At 60.1% G+C, this 19,396-nt stretch carries 17 protein-coding genes; 9 read left to right on the forward strand and 8 right to left on the reverse strand.

Annotated elements, in window-relative coordinates; genetic code table 11:
• Positions 1 to 18: 18 nt before the first annotated feature.
• From glpE to AC07V0_RS13150, 7 genes are all read right to left on the reverse strand, one after another.
• Positions 19 to 348: a thiosulfate sulfurtransferase GlpE gene (gene glpE / locus AC07V0_RS13120; protein WP_018928848.1), complete on the reverse strand. Its 330-nt coding sequence runs from the start codon at positions 346 to 348 to the stop codon at positions 19 to 21.
• A gap of 33 nt (positions 349 to 381) precedes the next feature.
• On the reverse strand, positions 382 to 1,263 hold the full coding sequence (locus AC07V0_RS13125; protein ID WP_019580733.1) for a symmetrical bis(5'-nucleosyl)-tetraphosphatase: 882 nt from the start codon (positions 1,261 to 1,263) through the stop codon (positions 382 to 384).
• A complete protein-coding gene (gene apaG / locus AC07V0_RS13130) occupies positions 1,263 to 1,643 on the reverse strand; it encodes a Co2+/Mg2+ efflux facilitator ApaG/CorD (RefSeq protein WP_018928850.1) in 381 nt (126 codons plus the stop codon). The genes AC07V0_RS13125 and apaG overlap by 1 nt, the downstream gene beginning before the upstream one ends.
• Before the next feature lie 115 nt (positions 1,644 to 1,758).
• Positions 1,759 to 2,577, reverse strand: a complete 819-nt coding sequence (gene rsmA, locus AC07V0_RS13135; RefSeq protein ID WP_018928851.1) for a 16S rRNA (adenine(1518)-N(6)/adenine(1519)-N(6))-dimethyltransferase RsmA — start codon at positions 2,575 to 2,577, stop codon at positions 1,759 to 1,761.
• Positions 2,574 to 3,563: a 4-hydroxythreonine-4-phosphate dehydrogenase PdxA gene (pdxA, locus tag AC07V0_RS13140; protein WP_019580736.1), complete on the reverse strand. Its 990-nt coding sequence runs from the start codon at positions 3,561 to 3,563 to the stop codon at positions 2,574 to 2,576. The genes rsmA and pdxA overlap by 4 nt, the downstream gene beginning before the upstream one ends.
• On the reverse strand, positions 3,560 to 4,876 hold the full coding sequence (surA, locus tag AC07V0_RS13145; protein WP_138866396.1) for a peptidylprolyl isomerase SurA: 1,317 nt from the start codon (positions 4,874 to 4,876) through the stop codon (positions 3,560 to 3,562). The genes pdxA and surA overlap by 4 nt, the downstream gene beginning before the upstream one ends.
• Positions 4,857 to 7,658 carry an LPS-assembly protein LptD gene (locus AC07V0_RS13150; protein WP_086944454.1) on the reverse strand — a complete coding sequence of 934 codons (2,802 nt, stop codon included), beginning with the start codon at positions 7,656 to 7,658 and terminating at the stop codon, positions 4,857 to 4,859. The genes surA and AC07V0_RS13150 overlap by 20 nt, the downstream gene beginning before the upstream one ends.
• A 130-nt stretch (positions 7,659 to 7,788) precedes the next feature.
• Between AC07V0_RS13150 and AC07V0_RS13155 the strand changes: the two genes are divergently transcribed.
• The 3 genes from AC07V0_RS13155 to AC07V0_RS13165 are packed head-to-tail and all read left to right on the forward strand — an operon-like array spanning position 7,789 to position 10,242.
• Complete coding sequence (locus AC07V0_RS13155) at positions 7,789 to 8,808, forward strand: aminoglycoside phosphotransferase family protein (RefSeq protein WP_086944455.1); 1,020 nt, start codon at positions 7,789 to 7,791, stop codon at positions 8,806 to 8,808.
• Entirely contained in the window at positions 8,805 to 9,476 is a 672-nt protein-coding gene (gene murU / locus AC07V0_RS13160; RefSeq protein WP_086944456.1) for an N-acetylmuramate alpha-1-phosphate uridylyltransferase MurU, read from the forward strand. Before AC07V0_RS13155 ends, murU begins: the two co-directional genes overlap by 4 nt.
• A gap of 1 nt (position 9,477) precedes the next feature.
• Positions 9,478 to 10,242: a TerB family tellurite resistance protein gene (locus AC07V0_RS13165; protein ID WP_026286624.1), complete on the forward strand. Its 765-nt coding sequence runs from the start codon at positions 9,478 to 9,480 to the stop codon at positions 10,240 to 10,242.
• Between the two features lie 43 nt (positions 10,243 to 10,285).
• On the opposite strand, the gene AC07V0_RS13170 is transcribed toward AC07V0_RS13165, so the two are convergent.
• The gene (locus AC07V0_RS13170; protein ID WP_086944457.1) at positions 10,286 to 11,278 is read right to left on the reverse strand and encodes an alpha/beta hydrolase family protein; all 993 of its coding nucleotides are present in this window, start codon (positions 11,276 to 11,278) and stop codon (positions 10,286 to 10,288) included.
• A 74-nt stretch (positions 11,279 to 11,352) separates the two neighbouring features.
• Here AC07V0_RS13170 and AC07V0_RS13175 point away from each other — a divergent pair, with 74 nt between their 5' ends.
• The 6 genes from AC07V0_RS13175 to AC07V0_RS13200 all read left to right on the forward strand — a co-directional run bounded on the left by AC07V0_RS13175 (position 11,353) and on the right by AC07V0_RS13200 (position 19,313).
• The gene (locus AC07V0_RS13175; RefSeq protein ID WP_086944458.1) at positions 11,353 to 13,749 is read left to right on the forward strand and encodes a PAS domain-containing sensor histidine kinase; all 2,397 of its coding nucleotides are present in this window, start codon (positions 11,353 to 11,355) and stop codon (positions 13,747 to 13,749) included.
• Positions 13,750 to 13,821: 72 nt separating this feature from the next.
• Complete coding sequence (locus AC07V0_RS13180) at positions 13,822 to 14,463, forward strand: response regulator (protein ID WP_172901164.1); 642 nt, start codon at positions 13,822 to 13,824, stop codon at positions 14,461 to 14,463.
• Between the two features lie 339 nt (positions 14,464 to 14,802).
• Complete coding sequence (locus AC07V0_RS13185; RefSeq protein ID WP_086944459.1) at positions 14,803 to 15,927, forward strand: ABC transporter ATP-binding protein; 1,125 nt, start codon at positions 14,803 to 14,805, stop codon at positions 15,925 to 15,927.
• A 49-nt stretch (positions 15,928 to 15,976) separates the two neighbouring features.
• Entirely contained in the window at positions 15,977 to 17,020 is a 1,044-nt protein-coding gene (locus tag AC07V0_RS13190; protein WP_018928862.1) for an ABC transporter substrate-binding protein, read from the forward strand.
• 208 nt (positions 17,021 to 17,228) lie between these two features.
• Positions 17,229 to 18,476, forward strand: a complete 1,248-nt coding sequence (locus AC07V0_RS13195; RefSeq protein ID WP_018928863.1) for an ABC transporter permease — start codon at positions 17,229 to 17,231, stop codon at positions 18,474 to 18,476.
• Positions 18,477 to 18,488: 12 nt separating this feature from the next.
• On the forward strand, positions 18,489 to 19,313 hold the full coding sequence (locus AC07V0_RS13200; RefSeq protein WP_018928864.1) for an ABC transporter permease: 825 nt from the start codon (positions 18,489 to 18,491) through the stop codon (positions 19,311 to 19,313).
• Positions 19,314 to 19,396: the final 83 nt, after the last annotated feature.

The raw sequence follows: 19,396 nt of genomic DNA on the forward strand, positions 1-19,396 counted from the left end.
TTGCGCATTACAAAATAATTATTCGGAAGTGCCTTGCGCCGTTTCCGAAGGATAGGTCGTACGCCACAGCTCAAAACCGCCGTCCATGCTGTAGACGTCGGAAAAGCCCTGGCTGATCAGATAAGCAGCTGCGCCCTGGCTGGAATTTCCGTGATAGCAGACCACTACCGTTGGCGCATCCAGATCGGCGCCCTGGATGAAAGCATGCAGAGAATGGTTGTCCAGATGCTTCGAACCGGTGATGTGCAGCGCGGCAAATGTTGCCGGGTCGCGGACATCGACCACCACCGCGCCTTGTTCGCGCAGGGCCTGGGCCTGTTCTGGGGGGATACGTTTGAATTCGCTCATGGCGGGCTCCTGTGGCTCGGCTGAAAGCGCAGTCTAGCGCGGGGCGCTGGCTGACGTTTGTTCGGGAATAGAGGTGGCGACTGCCGGTCGAAGGTGGCCATGGGCGTCGCATTTGCATTGCAGGCGCTCAAAGGTGTCGACATTCATCAGGGTCATGGCACCACCCCAGACGCAACCGCTGTCGAGGGCAAAGAGCCCCGGTTCGTTGCACTGGCCTTCGAGCGCCGCCCAATGGCCGAAGATGATCTTCAGGCCTTTGGTTTTACGCTCCTTGTGCGCGAACCACGGTGCATAGCCCGGCGGTGCGGTGTCGATGCCTTCCTTGCCCTTGAGGTCGAGTTTGCCGTCGCTGGTGCAAAAACGCATCCGGGTGAAATAGTTGGTGATGACTCGCAGGCGGGCGGCGCCTTTGAGGTCGCTATTCCATTTCACCGGCTCGTTGCCGTACATGCCGTCAAGGTAAGGCGCGAAGCGGTTGTCATCGTGAAGGGCTTCTTCGACTTCGGCGGCGCACTTCAAGGCTTTGCGCAGCGACCATTGCGGCGGGATACCGGCATGGACCAGGGCGATATCGCGTTGTTCATCGTAGTGCATGAGCTTTTGCTGGCGAACCCACTCCAGCAGGTCCGCGCGATCGGGTGCTTCGAGGATCTCACGCAAGGTATCGGCTTTCTTCAGGCGCTCGATGTTTTGCCCGACGGCCAGCAAGTGCAGGTCATGGTTGCCGAGTACGCATACCAGCGACTCGCGGATGCCATAGAGGAAGCGCAGGGTTTCCAGCGACTGTGGGCCACGGTTGACGAGATCACCCACCAGCCACAGGCGATCTCGGGCAGGGTCGAAGGCCACTTGCTCGAGCAGGCATTTGAGCGGTTCAAGGCAACCTTGCACATCACCGACGGCATACGTCGCCATCAGTGCAACGCCCCGGGAACCGCCAGACGGAACGGCGCGATGATGGCGTCGAAGTGCTTACCGTCTTCGGCGAGCATCTGGTAGGTGCCCTGCATCGTGCCGACCTTGGATGTCATGACGGTGCCGCTGCTGTACGTGTGGCTCTTGCCCACCTCGATCAACGGCTGCTGGCCGACGACGCCCGCACCGCGAACCTCCTCGACATGGCCGTCACCGTCGGTGATGACCCAATGCCGTGAAAGCAGTCTGGCGGGTAGCAGGCCATTGTTTTGCACGGTGATGGTGTAGGCGAAGGCAAAGCGGTCTTGCTCGGGTTGCGATTGTTCTGCCAGATAGCGGGTGACGACGCTGACGTCGACCTGGTAACGAGGATCGGACATGCAAAAGGCCTTAGAAACGAAGCGGAACGCGGGGCGTAGCTGATAGAACTCAGTCTAGGCCAAGTATCGGGTAGTAAACCAGAGTGGCGTCCTACCCGATAGCGCTCATCGCCTGTCAGTCAGTGGCAGGCTTTTGTAGGGCTTGTTCACTGAGCTTGTCGGCCAGGCGTACGAAGGCGGCCAGGTCGAGTTGCTCGGGGCGCAAGCTGCCATCGACGCCGGCAGCTTCGATTTCGGCATTGCTCAGCAAAAGTTTCAGTGTGTTGCGCAGGGTCTTGCGGCGCTGGTTGAAGGCTTCACGCACAACGCGCTCCAGCAGGCGATGATCCTTGGCCGGGTGCGGCAGTACCGCGTGGGGCACCAGGCGCACGATCGCGGAGTCGACTTTCGGCGGAGGATTGAACGCGCCCGGGCCGACGTTGAACAGATGCTCGACCCGGCAATGGTACTGAACCATGATCGACAGGCGACCCCAGTCACCGCCACCCGGACCCGCAGCCAGACGTTCGACCACTTCCTTTTGCAGCATGAAGTGCATGTCGCGAATCAGGTTGGCGTTGTTCAGCAGATGAAAGATCAGCGGCGTCGAGATGTTGTACGGCAGGTTACCGACCACTCGCAGGCTGTTTGGCGCAGCGTTCAGGCTGTTGAAGTCGAACTTCAGCGCGTCACCCTGATGCAGGTTGAAGTTGCTCTTGCCGGCGAACTGCTGATTGAGAATCGGGATCAGGTCCTTGTCCAGCTCTACGACGTCCAGTTGAGCGCCGCTGTTGAGCAGGCCGGCGGTCAATGCACCCTGGCCCGGACCGATTTCCAGCAGGCGGTCTTCAGGTTTGGCGTGAATGGAGCGCAGGATGCGATCGATAACGCCGGCATCGTGCAGGAAGTTCTGGCCGAAGCGCTTGCGCGCCCGGTGTTGGTAATGCTCGGTCATAAACGGGTCTCGGCCATCTGGTAGGCGGTTTCCAGGGCGACTTGCAGGCTGCCGGTGTCGATGTTGCCGCTGCCGGCCAGGTCCAGGGCGGTGCCGTGGTCGACCGATGTGCGGATGATCGGCAAGCCGAGGGTCACGTTGACTGCCGCGCCGAAGCCTTTGTATTTCAGCACAGGCAAGCCCTGGTCGTGGTACATCGCCAGCACCGCGTCGCAGTGCTCCAGATATTTGGGGGTAAACAGAGTGTCGGCGGGCAGGGGGCCGCGAAGGTCCATGCCCTCGCCGCGCAGGCGCTCTAATGTAGGTTCGATGATGTCGATTTCTTCATGGCCCAGATGACCGCCTTCACCGGCGTGCGGGTTGAGCCCGCAAACCAGGATGCGTGGCTGGGCGATGCCGAATTTTTCTTTCAGATCGGTGTGCAGGATCCGCGTGACCCGCTCCAGCCGCTCCGGCGTGATCGCGTCGGCAATCTCGCGAAGAGGCAGGTGAGTGGTGACCAGCGCCACGCGCAAACCGCGGGTGGCGAGCATCATCACCACTTGCGCGGTGTGGGTCAGGTCAGCGAGAAACTCCGTGTGCCCGGAAAAGGCGATCCCGGATTCGTTGATCACGCCCTTGTGCACCGGCGCGGTGATCATGCCGGCGAAATGCCCATCCAGACAGCCCTGGCCAGCACGGGTCAGGGTTTCCAGAACGAAAGCCGCATTGGCTTTGTCCAGTTGCCCGGCGGTGACCTTGGCGTTGAGGGGCGTATCCCACACATACAGGCTGTTGGCGGGTGCAGGAGCATCCGGCCAGCTGTCCGGCGTTACCGGCAGCAGATCGACAACCACGCCCAGCTGCGCGGCCCGCTCAAGGAGCAGGTCGCGGCTGGTAATGGCAATCAGGGGATGTGGCTGGGCTTGCGAGGCGAGCAGCAGGCACAGGTCGGGACCTATGCCGGCTGGTTCGCCGGGGGTCAGCGCGAAACGCTTGGGTTTCACTGCGCTGCCTGGTCTGCACCAGGGAGTTTGATTTCTACGTACGCTTCGTCACGGATCTGACGCAGCCAGGTTTGCAGCTCTTCGTCGTATTTGCGGTTACGCAGTACGGTCATCGCTTGCTGCTCACGGGCCTGGGCGGTGCTGTCGGTGGCGCGGCGGCCAAGAACTTCCAGTACGTGCCAGCCATATTGGGTCTTGAACGGCTTGGACAGCTGACCTTGGGGGGTCTTGGCCATCACTTCGCGGAATTCAGGCACCAGCGCGTTCGGGTCGATCCAGTTCAGGTCGCCACCGTTGAGGGCGGAACCCGGATCCTCCGAGAAGCTTTTCGCCAGCTCGCCGAAATCTTCGCCCGCTGCGATACGGGTATAGAGCGACTGAGCCAGGGCCTTGGTTTTTTCTTCGTCGCGAATCGGACTCGGTTTGACCAGGATGTGCCGCACGTGGACTTCGTCACGCACCTGGGATTCGCCGCCACGCTTGTCGAGGATCTTCAGGATAATGAAGCCGCCCGGTGTGCGCATTGGTTGGGTCACGTCGCCAACGGCCATGGTGCCGAGCAAACGATCGAACGGAGGTGGCAGTTGAGCGGCTTTACGCCAGCCCATGTCGCCGCCTTCCAGCGCGGTTTCGCTGGCGGATTTGGCGATTGCCAACTGACCGAAGTCAGCGCCTTGCTTGAGTTGCTGGTAAACCGCGTCGGCTTGCTTGGCGGCATTCTGAATCGCGTCGGAGTTGGCGCTTTCCGGCGTAGGAATCAGGATGTTGGCCAGGCGGAACTCTTCGGACAGCTGCATTTTGCCCAGATCGGATGCCAGGAAGTTCTTCACTTCCTGCTCGGACACCTGGATGCGCTCCGCCACACGGCGCTGACGCACACGGCTGATGATCATTTCACGGCGGATCTGGTCACGGGCATCGTCATAAGACAGGCCGTCGCGAGCCAAAGCGGCGCGGAATTGTTCGATCGACATGTTGTTGCGCTGGGCAATGGTGCCGACAGCCTGGTTCAGCTCTTCATCGGTAATGCGGATGCCGGAACGCTCGCCGATCTGCAATTGCAGGTTTTCGACGATCAGACGCTCGAGCACCTGCTGATCCAGTACGCCGGTAGGCGGTACGGCAGCACCGCGTTTGGCGATGGTTTGCTGAACTTCGTGAACGCGCCGGTCCAGTTGGCTCTGCATGACCACGTCATTGTCGACGATGGCCACCACTTTATCGATGGACTGTACCGCGGCGTTGGCCGCGGTACCCAGGAACAGCGCGCCCAGCATCAGCGGGCGCAGACAATCAGAAAGCTTGGTCTTCACGTTCACGATAACCTTGGATGCCTTTGTCGAGGAAACTCTCTACTTTGGCGCCGGTGAGGCCGCCGAGTCCCTTCAGAACAATTTGGAGGAAGACGCCGTGGTCGCCTTTTTCGTTTTGTGGAGCTTCCTGACTGAATTCGTCATAGGAAACCCAGTAACGGTTGATCAGGCGTAGTTTCCAGCAGCAGTTGTCGTACTCGAAACCACCAAAGGCTTCCAGGGTACGGTTGCGGTTGTAGTCATACTGCCAGCGGCTGATGGCGTTCCATTGCGGCACGATCGGCCAGATCACCGAGAAGTCGTGCTGTTTGATCTTGTAGTAGTCCTTCACGTAGCCAGGTTGGCCCGGGGTGCCGTAATCGCCACCGCCCACCGACCATTTACCGGTGTTCTGGTCATAACGGACCTGGTCATTGCGATAGCGATAGCCGGCGTTGATGACCTTGTTCGGGTTGTCTTCAGGCTGGTAGTGGAACATCGCGCTGCCCGAGCGAGGGCTGCGGCTGTCCGGGTCCCAGTTGTAGTCGGCCGTGGTACGCCAGTCGCGGTTCCAGCGGTATTCGTATTCCAGTGCATATGGCGAAACGTTGGCCTTGGCATCGTCACGATCATCGAAAGCAATGCCTGGCAGTTGGACTTTACGGTCCTTGAAGTACAAGGCCTGGCCGACGCTGATGCGTTGACGTTCGAAACCATTGTCTTCGATCCAGCGGCTGGTCACGCCCAGGGACAGTTTGTTCTCGTCGCCGACACGGTCGGAGCCGGAGAAACGGTTGTCACGGAAGAGCGACGCGTAATTGAAGGTGTATTCGCTGGTGTCGAACACTGGAATATCCTTCTGGTCTTCCTCAGGTACATAGAGGTAGAACAGACGCGGTTCCAGGGTCTGACGGTAGTTTTTTCCGAACCAGGAAGTGTTGCGGTCAAAGTAAAGACCGCTGTCGATGCTGGCGATCGGTACCCCACGGTTCTGGTTGCTGCTGAATGTGCCGTTGAGCCTGTCCTGCTCCGCGCTTTGCGAAGCGATTTCGCTTTTGCCGCGGCCGTCCAGATCCAGTTGATACTGTGTGTACTGGTACTTGAGCGATGGCTTGAAGAAACCATAGGTCCAGTACAGCGGCAGGCTGACACCTGGTTTGAGATTCAAACGGTCGCCGTTGGCGCGTGCCAGACCAAAGATGTTGTTATCCAGACGTGACTCAGTGGTAATCCCGTCCTGCTGGACGAATGTTCCAGTCTTCAGATCCCGGTCAAATCGAACGATCTCTGTCTCGTAATCGAAGTCCAAACCTTCCGGATGATACGGCAGCTGACCATTAAAGGTGATCTGCGGCAAACGGTCATACGGCGTGATGTTCGAAACGGTCGCCAGCTGATAAGCCTGGGCGTTCAAGCGAGCGACGTAGCTGTCGCCACGATAGGTGACGGAGCCCTGCTGGTTCACGTAGTCAGCGCTTTTCACGCCAATCTGGTCAGTCTGCAGATCCTGGAAGTAATACGGATCGCTGATCTTGGTGTAGTCGACTTGCGTAAAGACGCGCGAGTCGAGGCCACCCTTGTGCTGCCAGTTGTACATGTAGCGGTTTTTTTCGTAGTCGGTCTGCTTGCTGCGTTCGGTATCTTCGTCGTTGAGGTAGGCGGCGCCGAACTGACCTTCGCTGGACTTGGTCAGGTAGCGGAATTCGCCTTCCATCAACAAACCGTGCTTGTCCATGTAGCGCGGGTACAACGTGGCGTCGTAGTTTGGCGCCAGGTTGAAGTAGTACGGAGTGACCAGCAGGAAGCCGGTATCGCTGCCGGTACCGATGGTCGGCGGCAGGAAGCCGGACTGGCGACGGTCATCGATCGGGAAATAGATGTACGGCGTGTACAGAACCGGAATGTCCTTGACCCGCAACGTCACGTTGGTCGCGGTACCGAAACCGGTGGCCGGGTTCAAGGTGATGTTGTTGCCCTTGAGCTGCCAGGCGTTGCTGTTCGGTTCGCACGTGGTGTACGTACCATCCTTGAGGCGGATGATCGCGTTCTCGGCACGTTTGGCATATAGCGCGTTACCGCGGATACGCGACTTGTGCATCACGTACTCGGCGTTGTCGACCTTGGCTTCACCGGTGTCGAGCTGTACGTCGGCGTGATCGCCCACGATCAGCGCGCCATTGTCGCGAATGCGCACGTTGCCGGCCAGTTCGCCACGGCTCTCGGCCTGGTACAGGTTCGCTTCGTCGGCTTCGACCTGCATGCTGCCCTGACGCATGACCACGTCACCGGCCAGGGTCGCGACCTGCTCTTCCTGCTTATAGCGGGAGGCCTTGGCGCCGATAAAGGTTGGAGCGTCACTTTTATTCGTCTTGTCGTTCATGCCAGGACGAATCGGTTCGATATAGGAACCAGAGCAGTAAGGACCGGTTTCGGCCAATTGCGCTGCGGTGAGCTTCTCGCGCGGAACCCAGTCGAGGTGGCTGTAGTCTTCACTACGCGACTTCAGGCCACGGCCCTTGGACTCGGTAACCAGCACAGGCTTGGCACCGGTGTCTTCGCTGGAGGCGGTGCCTGCCGGGGTTTCTCCAGTAGCGGAAACTGCGCTGCCTTCATGCACGGGGCGCGGCGGCAATGCAGCGGCCGGTGCCTTTGGCGCACAGTCCCAGGCACCCGAAGCAGATACTGAGCAGTCATACTGTTCCGCGGCGACCACGAACGACGTGGCCAGGGGTTGCAGGGCCAGCAGACTGCCGGTAACCAACAACGGAAATTTTTTACGAAACGCGGGGGATTTCAATGCCATCTTATTAGTCCGGGCTTCCTGCGTGCCATCTGCCCGCGGTGTGGGCCGCACGCCTCTCGATGGTCTGAAAAAGATGCTGGATAATAAAGCATGACCCGCTTGACGGCTAGCGCCGTCGGAGACCCTTGCAATGCCTGACCAAGATGTACGCTTGCAACACCTGAAAGTTTGGCTCGATGAACAGTTGGCTATCCTCTTTGCAGAACAAGGTTGGGGCACCGTGCCCCCGGCCACGTTGACCGCGGCCAGTAGCGACGCGAGTTTTCGGCGCTATTTCCGCTGGGAAGGCGCAGGCAGAAGTTTCGTCGTGATGGACGCGCCACCGCCCCAGGAAAACTGCAAACCCTTTGTGGATATCGCTTTTCTGCTGGCGAAATCCGGCATAAACGTGCCGAAAATTTATGCCGAGGACCTCGAGCGCGGTTTCCTTTTGCTCAATGACTTGGGCAACAAGACTTATCTGGACGTGATCGACAGCGAAAATGCCGACGATTTGTTCAAGGATGCCCTGCAAGCGTTGTTGGCTTTCCAGCAATTGCCGATGGTGGCGCCGCTGCCGAGTTATGACGTCGCGCTGCTGCGTCGCGAGCTCGAACTGTTCCCCGAGTGGTACGTGAAGCGCGAACTGGGTATCGAGTTCGATGCTGCGCAGCAGGTGCTCTGGCAGCAGGTCAGCGACCTGCTGATCGACAGCGCTCTGGCTCAGCCTAAAGTCCTGGTGCATCGCGACTACATGCCGCGCAACCTGATGATCAGCGAGCCGAATCCCGGCGTGCTGGATTTCCAGGACGCAGTCTACGGGCCGGTGACCTATGACGTGACCTGCCTGTTCAAGGACGCCTTCCTCAGCTGGCCTGAAGAACGCGTACGCGGCTGGCTGGAAGATTACTGGCAGCAAGCCGGTGCGCTCGACATCCCGGTTCAGCCGGACTTTGAAGACTTTCTGCGCGCCAGCGACCTGATGGGCGTGCAGCGTCACTTGAAAGTCATCGGCATCTTCGCCCGTATTTGCCATCGCGACGGCAAGCCACGCTATCTCAGCGATGTGCCGCGCTTCTTTGCTTATATAGACGCGGTCATTGCCCGTCGCCCCGAATTGGCTGAGCTGGATGTGTTGCTGGCCAGTCTGCGTGCTGGAGTGAAGGCATGAAGGCAATGATTCTGGCGGCGGGTAAAGGCGAGCGCATGCGTCCGCTGACCTTGACCACGCCAAAACCGCTGGTTCGCGCCGGCGGAGCGCCCTTGATCGAGTATCACTTGCGCGCGCTGGCGGCAGCAGGGTTTACCGAGATCGTGATCAACCATGCCTGGCTCGGTCAGCAGATCGAAGATTATCTGGGCGATGGCTCGAAATATGGCGTGAGCATTCAGTATTCGCCGGAAGGTGAACCGCTGGAAACCGGTGGTGGTATTTTCCGCGCGTTGCCGTTGTTGGGTGATGAGGCTTTTGTGGTGGTCAACGGCGACATCTGGACCGACTACGACTTCAGCGTGTTGCACCAGCCCATCGTCGGGCTCGCCCATTTGATCCTGGCGGACAACCCGGCGCATCACCCGAGCGGGGACTTCACTCTGGTCGATGGCCATGTGCAGGACGGTCAGCCGGATACCCCAACCCTGACCTACAGCGGCATCGCCGTGCTGCACCCGCAGCTGTTTGACGGTTGCTCGGCCGGGGCCTTCAAGCTTGCGCCATTGTTGCGCAAAGCCATGGCCGATGGACAAGTGACGGGCGAGCGCCTGAATGGACATTGGGTAGATGTCGGCACTCACGAGCGCCTGGCTGAAGTAGAAACCTTGATAGAAGCGAGACGCTGACATGTTGTGGCCAGGGACTCTGATTGGAGCCGGAGCGGGCTTTGCCATAGCCAGCATTCCGGGGGCCATGCTCGGTGCTTTATTGGGACAGGCGCTGGATCGGCGCTTGCACCTGCAGAGCTGGGCGCATTTATGGGAAAAGTTCGGTGGCCGCTCGGTGCTGCGCAACGATGAACTGCTGTTCGTGTTGCTGGGCCGATTGGCCAAGAGTGATGGGCGGGTAGTGGATGGCCACATTCAGCAGGCGCGACAGGAAATGCGTGCGCTGGAGATGACCGAGTCGGCGCAACGTCGGGCGATAGCGGCGTTCAACCGCGGCAAGTCGGGGCATGATCGGTTGCGTGGCTATCTGCGACGCTTGAGTGCTCAGCCCCATGCGGCGGAAGGCGTGTTGCGTGCCTGTTGGCGGATGGTCTGGGCCGATGGCCGCGCCGGTAGCAGCGAGCGCGAACTGATTGCCCAGTGGGGCAAATGGTTGGGCTGGACGCCGCAACAGGTACAGGCACTGGCGAGTGACTACGAGCCGAAGCGACCGTTGGTCAGCAGCGCGATTACGTATCAGGACGCCTTGCGGTTATTGGGAGTGTCGGCCACCAGCGAGCCAGCACAGATCAAACGCGCCTATCGACGCCTGCTCAGTCGCCATCATCCGGACAAGATTGCCGGCAGCGGTGCGACGGCGTTGCAGGTTCGTGAGGCGACGGACAAGACTCGTGAATTGCACAACGCCTACACGTTGATTCGTGAACGGCGGGACTTTCGATAGCAGGGCAGAGTTGTGTCGCCCGCGAGTGGGGCGACGCGATCCATCAGTCCGCCGCAGGCTGCGGATTCAACCATCCCCGCACCCGGCGAACCAACTGCTCTTGCTCAGCCTTGGCATTGCCCGGCAGTGCCTTGAGCGAGACCTGGCTGAACGCCGATGTCTTCAAACGTTTATTGGCCTGCAAGCGTTCCAGTGCCGCATTGCGATCCAGTGGTTTGTCCATATAGAAGATGTCGGCGGTCGGCAGCTTGATCGTCGGCGTCAACTCGGCAAGCTCAGGCTTCGCCGTAACAGGCGTCTGGGCGGCGACCATCACGAACTTCTCGACTTGCGATGGCTGCTTCTCGCTCAGATAGCGCGCGGCCCAGTAAGCGCCGGTGCCATGCCCCAGCACGACGACTTTGCGAGCGCTATGCTGTTCGGCATAAGCGATGGCCGCGTCGATGCGGGCGAAAATTCGCTCGGCGTCGGCTTTGGCGTGTTCTTCGGTGGTTTCGGCGATAGCCTTGTCGGCCACCTCCGCTTCGCCGCCGGCGGCCTGTTCGATGGGCGCCGCGGTGGTCGAGTCTTTGTTGCCGGTATCAGGCGCTTTGGGCGCTGGCGCCACTTCGACGATACGTGGCGCAATGGCTTCGCTTTGCAGGTCCGGCAAGGTGATACTCAGGCTGCTCCACTCGGCGTCCGGCAATTGGCGGCGCAACGGGCTAATCGCTTGCGGCCAGTCAACGGTTTCGCCGGCACCCGGGATGATAATCACCGCGCCTTTGGGGTCGGCGGTATTGGCCGGCTTCCACAGGGCGAGAAAACTGTCGGTACCGGCTTGCAGTTGCTGCTGTTCCTGCGCAGGAATTTTTCGCTCAAGTGCCGTCGATTCTTCCTGGCTACGCTCAAGCAGCGGCTGGCGTTCGACCGGTTTTTCTTCGGCGGGCTTTTCCGCAGTGGCAGGTGCCGGGTCGGCCGCCTCGACGGAAAAGGCGCACGGCAGGATCAGCGACAGGCACAATGCTGGCAGTGCCAGGCGGTAGACAGGGGGCATCGGATATTCCAGGCCAGAAGTTAATTCCGGCAGCCTAATGGGTTGGTCAGTATTTGTCAGTGTGTGAGACTTCGATGATGCATTTTCGCTGCCTGTGGGTTATCGGCTGTTTGTGGTTTCCCTTGATGGGCTGGGCGGCTCCCGCGCCACCGGCGCATGTCGTGTCATTGTCTTCGGCGCAACAGCAATGGCTGGCGCAGCATGAAGAGTTGCGGGTCGGGGTTGTATTGCAAGTGCCCTATGCTCAATACGATCGCCGCTTGCAGCGCCTGTCCGGGGTCAACATCGAGTTGATGAAGTGGCTGGCCAAGTCGCTCAAGGTCGAGCTGAGCTGGCGTAATTATCCTGATCTTGCGCAACTGGAAGCCGCCGCGCGCGAAGGCGATATCGATATCGCGCCGGGGCTGACCCAAACCCCCGCCGGTTTACGATTCTGGCAGTTTTCCGATCCGTACATGCGGGTGCCGCAACTGGTGGTCAGCGACCAGAAGAGCACCGGTGTGGTGGAGCTGGAAAAACTCGACAGTCAGACCCGCGTCGCCGTGCGCATGCCCAGCGTCACCGCCGATTTCTTGCGTAGTACCTATCCGCATTTGAACCTGCAGGGCGTGCCTCTGGAGCGCCAGGCGCTGCAACTGTTGTTGAGTCAGCAGGCCGGTTACGCGGTGGTCGATGAAGCGCAATTCGGGCGTCTGTCAGCCGAACCCGAGTTTGCCGGGCTGGCCGTGGTGGGCGACATCGGTTTCCCGCAACTGTTGCGAGTGGCCACGCGTCGGGACTGGCCGGAGTTGGCCGGCATCGTCGAAAACGCGCTGCGCGCGATTCCGGCCAAAGACCTCGAGCGACTGCATGATCAATGGCTGCAACCCAAGTACCCGCGGCTGTCCGATTCACCGGTTTTCTGGAAAAACCTCTGCCTGCTGTTGCTGGTGTTATTGCTGAGCAGCATGGCCATTGTGTTCTGGCAGCGTCGTCAGCAACACAGTCTGGAGCAGCGTTTGCTGGCGGCGCGCGAAGACATTGCCCTGCGCGAGGCTAGCGAAGAGGCCTTGCGCCTCACGCAGTTCTCCATCGATCAAAGCACCGTCGGCATCCTTTGGGTCAACTGGGACAGCCATGTGCGCTACGCCAACCGTGCCGCCGAAAGCATGCTCGGCTATCCGGCGGGCGGGATCATTGATCGACCCTTGATCGATTTCGAGCCCGGTTTGCACATGGACCGCTGGCTGAGCCTGTGGAAACGCGCCCGGGCCAGTGAGGAAGGGCCGCTAAGTTTCGAAACCAATTGTGTGCGGGCCGATGGCAGTATTCTGCCGGCGGATGTCTCGTTGAGCTTCCTGCGTTTTCGCGAGGGCGAATACCTGGTGGTTTACCTCAATGATGTCACCGAGCGTCGTCGCGCCCTGGCCGCCTTGCAGGAAAGTGAAGCACGGCTGCAGGGGATCGCCGCCAACGTCCCCGGGCTGGTCTTTCGTCTGGAGCGCGCGCCAGTGACCGGGCAGATCGACTTTGCCTACATCAGTGAAGGCAGCGAGAGCCTGGTGGGCTACTCGCCCGCCACCCTGGCCCATCGTGACAAAGGCCTGCGCAGCCTGGTGCATCCGGATGACAAGGCCAGTTATCACCAGACCCAGGACCATGCACTGGACACCGACAGCGACTGGTCGTGGCAGGGACGGATTCTGACCCGTCAGGGCGAACAACGCTGGGCTGAGATCAAGGCCATTACCCGCCGACTGGAAGACGGCGCCTATGTCTGGGACGGGATCGTCTGGGACATCACCGAGAGCAAGCGCATCGAGCTGGAGCTGGCCAGCTCCCGTGAGCAGTTGCGCGAGTTGTCTGCGCACCTGGAGAGCGTGAGGGAAGAGGAGAAGGCGCGGATTGCCCGGGAAGTTCACGACGAGCTGGGGCAGATGTTGACGGTGTTGAAGCTGGAAACGTCCATGTGCGAGTTGGCGTATGCGCAGCTCGATCCGGGCCTGCACGAGCGCTTGAACAGCATGAAGCGTTTGATCGCGCAGCTGTTTCAACTGGTGCGTGATGTGGCCACGGCGCTGCGGCCACCGATTCTCGATGCCGGGATCGCCTCGGCCATCGAGTGGCAGGCCCGACGGTTCGAGGCGCGCACGCATATTCCGTGTCTGGTACAAGTGCCGGATAACTTGCCGGTGCTCAGCGATGCCAAGGCCATCGGCCTGTTCCGGATCCTTCAGGAGGCGCTGACCAATGTCATGCGCCACGCCCAGGCGCATACTGTTGAACTGACGCTGGCCCTTGAGGGCGATGAGCTTTGTCTGACTGTCAGCGATGATGGCGTAGGATTTGTCGCTGCGCCTGGCAGGCCGACATCCTTCGGCGTGGTTGGCATGCGTGAGCGGGTGTTGATCATGGGCGGGCAATTGTCGCTTGAGAGTGAGCCGGGGGAGGGCACGACCCTGACGGTGCGAGTGCCGCTGGATGAAGCCTGATGGTTTTGTGTTGTTTGAGCTGGCGCCTTTGCAGGCAAGCCTGCGATAGATCTTGGTTCTGACATAAGAAGAATGGAGAAGAACGTGATCCGTGTATTGGTAGCCGAAGACCACACCATCGTTCGCGAAGGCATCAAGCAATTGATCGGCCTGGCCAAGGACTTGCTGGTGGTCGGGGAGGCGAGCAATGGCGAGCAGTTGCTCGATACCTTGCGCCATGTTCCCTGCGAAGTGGTGTTGCTGGACATCTCCATGCCCGGGGTCAACGGCCTGGAGGCGATCCCGCGGATTCGCGCCATGAGCAATCCGCCGGCGATTCTGGTGCTGTCGATGCACGACGAAGCGCAGATGGCCGCTCGGGCGTTGAAGGTCGGCGCTGCGGGTTACGCGACCAAGGACAGCGATCCGGCATTGTTGCTGACGGCGATTCGCAAGGTCGCGGCGGGCGGGCGCTACATTGATCCGGACCTGGCCGACCGCATGGTTTTCGAGGTTGGCCTGACCGATGCGCGGCCGTTGCACTCGTTGCTGTCGGAGCGTGAATTCTCGGTATTCGAACGCCTGGCCCAGGGCGCCAACGTCAACGACATCGCCCAGCAACTGGCCTTGAGCAGCAAAACCATCAGTACCCACAAGGCGCGGCTGATGCAGAAACTCAACATCACCTCCCTGGCCGAACTGGTGAAGTACGCGATGGAACACAAACTCCTGTGATCCAGGGTTCACTGTGGATTTTGTAGGAGCGAGGCTTGCCCGCGAAGCTTTTGGCGCCAGTGAGATCGCCTTCGCGGGCAAGCCTCGCTCCTACAGAAAGAAGAGGCATGTCCATTTACGACATGCATGCAAAGCCGCTTTTACCGGTTCCTGTGGCTTGCAGCTCACCGTCTGTCGCCATCAAGAATCGACATATCCATCCCCGCCATCCTTGTAGGGCAATCCCTACCCCCAACCTTCCATCCGGCTGAGGCGATTCTCTCCTGCGCCCCGATTTGCGCGGCTCCCAGCGTCCACTAGGCTTAGTCCACAGCAGTCATCAATAACAAAGGTGTGGGTATGAGCCAGGTTGATTCAAGCGCAGGGGCCAACGATATTCTGGTCAGCTTTCGTGGAGTGCAAAAGAGCTACGACGGCGAGAACCTGATCGTCAAAGACCTCAACCTGGAGATTCGCAAAGGCGAATTCCTGACCTTGCTCGGGCCATCCGGATCCGGCAAGACCACCAGTCTGATGATGCTCGCCGGCTTCGAAACCCCGACCGCCGGGGAGATTCAACTGGCCGGGCGTTCCATCAACAACGTGCCACCGCACAAGCGCGACATCGGCATGGTGTTCCAGAACTATGCGTTGTTTCCGCACATGACCGTCTCCGAGAACCTGGCGTTCCCGCTGACCGTGCGCGGTTTGAACAAGAGCGACGTCAGTGACCGGGTCAAGCGTGTGCTGAGCATGGTTCAGCTCGATACTTTCGCCCAGCGCTATCCGGCGCAACTGTCCGGCGGTCAGCAGCAGCGTGTGGCCCTGGCCCGTGCCCTGGTGTTCGAACCGCAACTGGTGCTGATGGACGAACCCCTCGGCGCACTGGACAAACAACTGCGTGAACACATGCAGATGGAAATCAAACACCTGCACCAGCGCCTCGGCGTGACCGTGGTCTACGTGACCCACGACCAGGGCGAAGCCCTGACCATGTCCGACCGCGTCGCCGTATTCCACCAGGGCGAGATCCAGCAGATCGCGCCACCGCGCACGCTCTACGAAGAGCCGAAAAATACTTTCGTCGCCAACTTCATCGGCGAGAACAACCGCCTCAACGGCCGCTTGCACAGCCACACCGGTGATCGCTGCGTGGTCGAGCTCGGTCGTGGTGAAAAGGTTGAAGCACTGGCGGTCAACGTCGGCAAGACCGGCGAACCCGTCACACTGTCGATTCGTCCGGAGCGCGTGAGCCTCAATGGCTCGAGCGAGTCCTGTGTCAACCGCTTCTCGGGAAGGGTGGCGGAATTCATCTATCTGGGCGACCACGTCCGGGTTCGCCTGGAAGTCTGCGGCAAGACCGACTTCTTCGTGAAACAACCGATTGCCGAGCTCGATCCTGCGCTGGCTGTCGGCGACGTGGTACCGCTTGGCTGGCAGGTCGAACACGTTCGCGCGCTCGACCCACTTCTAGAGGCGCATTGATCGCCCCCTGCTTCACCAACACCAACCCTGCACGTGGAGAGAACAATAAATGTTGAGATCCCTGAAATTCACCGCCCTGGTCGTCGGCATGATCGGCGCGGCGCACGCGATGGCGGCTGGCCCGGACCTGACCGTGGTGTCCTTTGGCGGGGCGAACAAGGCGGCGCAGGTCAAAGCCTTCTACGCACCATGGGAAGCGGCGGGCCACGGCAAAATCGTCGCTGGCGAATACAACGGCGAAATGGCCAAGGTCAAAGCCATGGTCGACACCAAGAGCGTGTCCTGGGACCTGGTGGAAGTTGAATCGCCGGAACTGTCCCGTGGTTGCGACGAAGACATGTTCGAGCAGCTTGATCCGAAGCTGTTCGGCAAGTCTGAAGACTACGTCAAAGGCGCTATCCAGCCTTGCGGCGTGGGCTTCTTCGTGTGGTCGACCGTGCTGGCCTACAACGCCGACAAGCTGAAAACCGCTCCGACCAGTTGGGCTGATTTCTGGGACACCAAGAAATTCCCGGGCAAGCGCGGCCTGCGTAAAGGCGCCAAGTACACCCTGGAATTCGCACTGATGGCTGACGGCGTTGCGCCGAAAGACGTCTACAAAGTGCTGGCCGGCAAAGATGGCCAGGACCGCGCGTTCAAGAAACTCGATGAACTCAAGCCAAGCATCCAGTGGTGGGAAGCCGGCGCACAACCGCCGCAATACCTCGCCTCCGGTGACGTGGTCATGAGCTCGGCCTACAACGGCCGGATCGCCGCGGTACAAAAAGAAAGCAACCTGAAAGTGGTGTGGAACGGCGGCATCTACGACTTCGACGCGTGGGCGATTCCAAAAGGTCTGGACAAGACCCGTGCCGAAGCTGCGAAGAAATTCATCGCATTCTCGGTACAGCCGCAACAGCAGAAGACCTACTCGGAAAACATCGCCTACGGCCCGGCCAACACCCAGGCAGTGCCATTGCTGTCCAAGGATGTCCTGAAAGACATGCCGACCACCCCGGAAAACATCGCCAACCAGGTGCAGATCGACGTCAGCTTCTGGGCTGACAACGGCGAGCAACTGGAACAGCGCTTCAATTCCTGGGCTGCAAAATAAGGCCACCCCGTGGGCTTATCCACTCCTGTAGGAGCGAGGCTTGCCCGCGAAGGCGTCGGCACATTCAACATTAATGTTGACTGACACACCGTCTTCGCGGGCGAGCCTCGCTCCTACAGGGGCCGATGTGTAGCTAACAAGAACAGAGGTGGCCTCCCAGTTATGGAGTGCCACCCTCTGTAACGATCAAAGATTTCCGGAGTACGCCATGGCTATCGCCGTTCCCGTGAACGCGGGCACCGACCCCACCTTGAAGCAGCGGCTAAAGCACGCCGAGCGAATCAACCGCTGGAAAGCACAAGCCTTGATCGCGCCGTTGGTGCTGTTTCTGTTACTGGTGTTCCTGGTGCCGATCGTGGCGCTGCTCTACAAAAGCGTCGGTAACCCGGAAGTGGTCGGCGTGATGCCGCGCACTGTGGCAGCCATCGCCAGTTGGGATGGCCGAGGCCTGCCGGCAGAGCCTGTGTACAAGGCCGCCAGCGAAGACCTCGCCGAAGCCCGCAAGAATCAGACCTTGGGTGATTTGTCCAAGCGCTTGAACATGGAGTTGGCCGGCTACCGCAGCCTGCTGACCAAAACCGCGCGCGCCTTGCCGTTCGCCACGGAGCCTGCTTCTTATAAAGAAGCGCTGGAAGGACTCGACGAACGCTGGGGCGATCCGGCCTATTGGCAGGTGGTGCGTCGCAACACCAGTGGCGTGACGCCTTATTACCTGCTGGCCGCCGTCGATCACCGTATCGACGACCTCGGCGAACTGGCCCGGGCCACTCCCGATCAGGCGATCTACCTCGACATCTTTGCCCGTACGTTCTGGATGGGCCTGATCATCACCATGATCTGCCTGGTGCTTGCTTATCCGCTGGCCTACCTGCTGGCGAACCTGCCCTCGCGCCAAAGCAACCTGCTGATGATTCTGGTGCTGTTGCCGTTCTGGACCTCGATTCTGGTTCGGGTCGCGGCGTGGATCGTGTTGCTGCAATCGGGCGGCTTGATCAACAGCGGCCTGATGGCCATGGGCGTCATCGATAAGCCGCTGGAGCTGGTGTTCAACCGCACCGGGGTCTACATCTCGATGGTGCACATCCTGCTGCCGTTCATGATTCTGCCGATCTACAGCGTGATGAAAGGTATCTCGCCGACTTACATGCGTGCGGCGATTTCCCTGGGCTGCCACCCGTTCGCCAGTTTCTGGCGGGTGTACTTCCCGCAGACCTATGCCGGTGTTGGCGCCGGTTGCCTGTTGGTGTTCATCCTCGCCATCGGCTACTACATCACCCCGGCGTTGCTGGGCAGCCCGAACGATCAGATGGTCAGTTACTTCGTCGCCTTCTACACCAACACCAGCATCAACTGGGGCATGGCGACCGCGCTCGGTGGACTGTTGCTGCTGGCGACCGTGGTGCTTTATCTGATTTACAGCTGGCTGGTGGGCGCCAGTCGCCTGCGCCTGAGCTAAGGGGAGAGTGAAATGCTGAGTCCTTATATGTCGCCCATCGAACGGGTGTGGTTCTACAGCTTGCGGATTCTCTGCGGCTTGATTTTGTTGTTCCTGATCTTGCCGGTGCTGGTGATCATTCCGCTGTCGTTCAACTCAGGGAGTTTTCTGGTCTACCCGCTGCAAGGCTTCTCGCTGCACTGGTATCAGGACTTCTTTGCCTCGGCGGAATGGATGCGTTCGTTGAAGAACAGCATGATCGTGGCTCCGGCAGCGACCGTGCTGGCGATGATCTTCGGTACGCTGGCGGCGATCGGCCTGACCCGTGGCGACTTCCCGGGCAAGGCGCTGGTGATGGCGCTGGTGATTTCGCCGATGGTGGTGCCGGTGGTGATCATTGGTGTGGCCAGTTACCTGACCTTCGCGCCACTGGGGTTCGGCAACAGCTATACCTCGTTGATCGTGGTGCACGCCGTGCTGGGCGTGCCGTTCGTGATCATCACGGTATCGGCGACCTTGCAGGGGTTCAACCAGAACCTGGTGCGGGCCGCGGCCAGCCTGGGAGCTTCGCCGCTGACGACGTTCCGCCGGGTGACCTTGCCGTTGATTGCGCCGGGGGTGATTTCCGGTGCGCTGTTTGCCTTCGCTACCTCGTTCGATGAAGTGGTGGTGACGCTGTTCCTCGCCGGTCCCGAACAAGCGACCTTGCCTCGGCAGATGTTCAGCGGCATCCGCGAAAACCTCAGCCCGACAATCGCCGCTGCCGCGACGCTGCTGATCGCATTCTCGGTGATCCTGTTGCTGACCCTGGAATGGCTGCGTGGGCGCAGCGAAAAACTGCGTACCGCCCAAGCCTGACGCCAACTGTGATCGTTCCCGCGCGAGCGTGGGAACGATCGACAGAAGCACCTCGATCATTCACCAACTTAATAGCAGACAAA

This window comes from Pseudomonas sp. GW821-FHT01E10 (assembly GCF_059422365.1).

Bases quoted from the DNA above. Each gene is read 5' to 3' on its own strand.
- rsmA (WP_018928851.1), bottom strand. From the start codon at position 2,577: ATGACCGAGCATTACCAACACCGGGCGCGCAAGCGCTTCGGCCAGAAC.
- AC07V0_RS13195 (WP_018928863.1), top strand. From the start codon at position 17,229: ATGGCTATCGCCGTTCCCGTGAACGCGGGCACCGACCCCACCTTGAAG.
- AC07V0_RS13180 (WP_172901164.1), top strand. From the start codon at position 13,822: ATGGAGAAGAACGTGATCCGTGTATTGGTAGCCGAAGACCACACCATC.
- AC07V0_RS13155 (WP_086944455.1), top strand. From the start codon at position 7,789: ATGCCTGACCAAGATGTACGCTTGCAACACCTGAAAGTTTGGCTCGAT.
- murU (WP_086944456.1), top strand. From the start codon at position 8,805: ATGAAGGCAATGATTCTGGCGGCGGGTAAAGGCGAGCGCATGCGTCCG.
- AC07V0_RS13125 (WP_019580733.1), bottom strand. From the start codon at position 1,263: ATGGCGACGTATGCCGTCGGTGATGTGCAAGGTTGCCTTGAACCGCTC.
- AC07V0_RS13200 (WP_018928864.1), top strand. From the start codon at position 18,489: ATGCTGAGTCCTTATATGTCGCCCATCGAACGGGTGTGGTTCTACAGC.
- AC07V0_RS13150 (WP_086944454.1), bottom strand. From the start codon at position 7,658: ATGGCATTGAAATCCCCCGCGTTTCGTAAAAAATTTCCGTTGTTGGTT.
- glpE (WP_018928848.1), bottom strand. From the start codon at position 348: ATGAGCGAATTCAAACGTATCCCCCCAGAACAGGCCCAGGCCCTGCGC.
- apaG (WP_018928850.1), bottom strand. From the start codon at position 1,643: ATGTCCGATCCTCGTTACCAGGTCGACGTCAGCGTCGTCACCCGCTAT.
- AC07V0_RS13170 (WP_086944457.1), bottom strand. From the start codon at position 11,278: ATGCCCCCTGTCTACCGCCTGGCACTGCCAGCATTGTGCCTGTCGCTG.
- AC07V0_RS13185 (WP_086944459.1), top strand. From the start codon at position 14,803: ATGAGCCAGGTTGATTCAAGCGCAGGGGCCAACGATATTCTGGTCAGC.
- AC07V0_RS13190 (WP_018928862.1), top strand. From the start codon at position 15,977: ATGTTGAGATCCCTGAAATTCACCGCCCTGGTCGTCGGCATGATCGGC.
- AC07V0_RS13165 (WP_026286624.1), top strand. From the start codon at position 9,478: ATGTTGTGGCCAGGGACTCTGATTGGAGCCGGAGCGGGCTTTGCCATA.
- AC07V0_RS13175 (WP_086944458.1), top strand. From the start codon at position 11,353: ATGATGCATTTTCGCTGCCTGTGGGTTATCGGCTGTTTGTGGTTTCCC.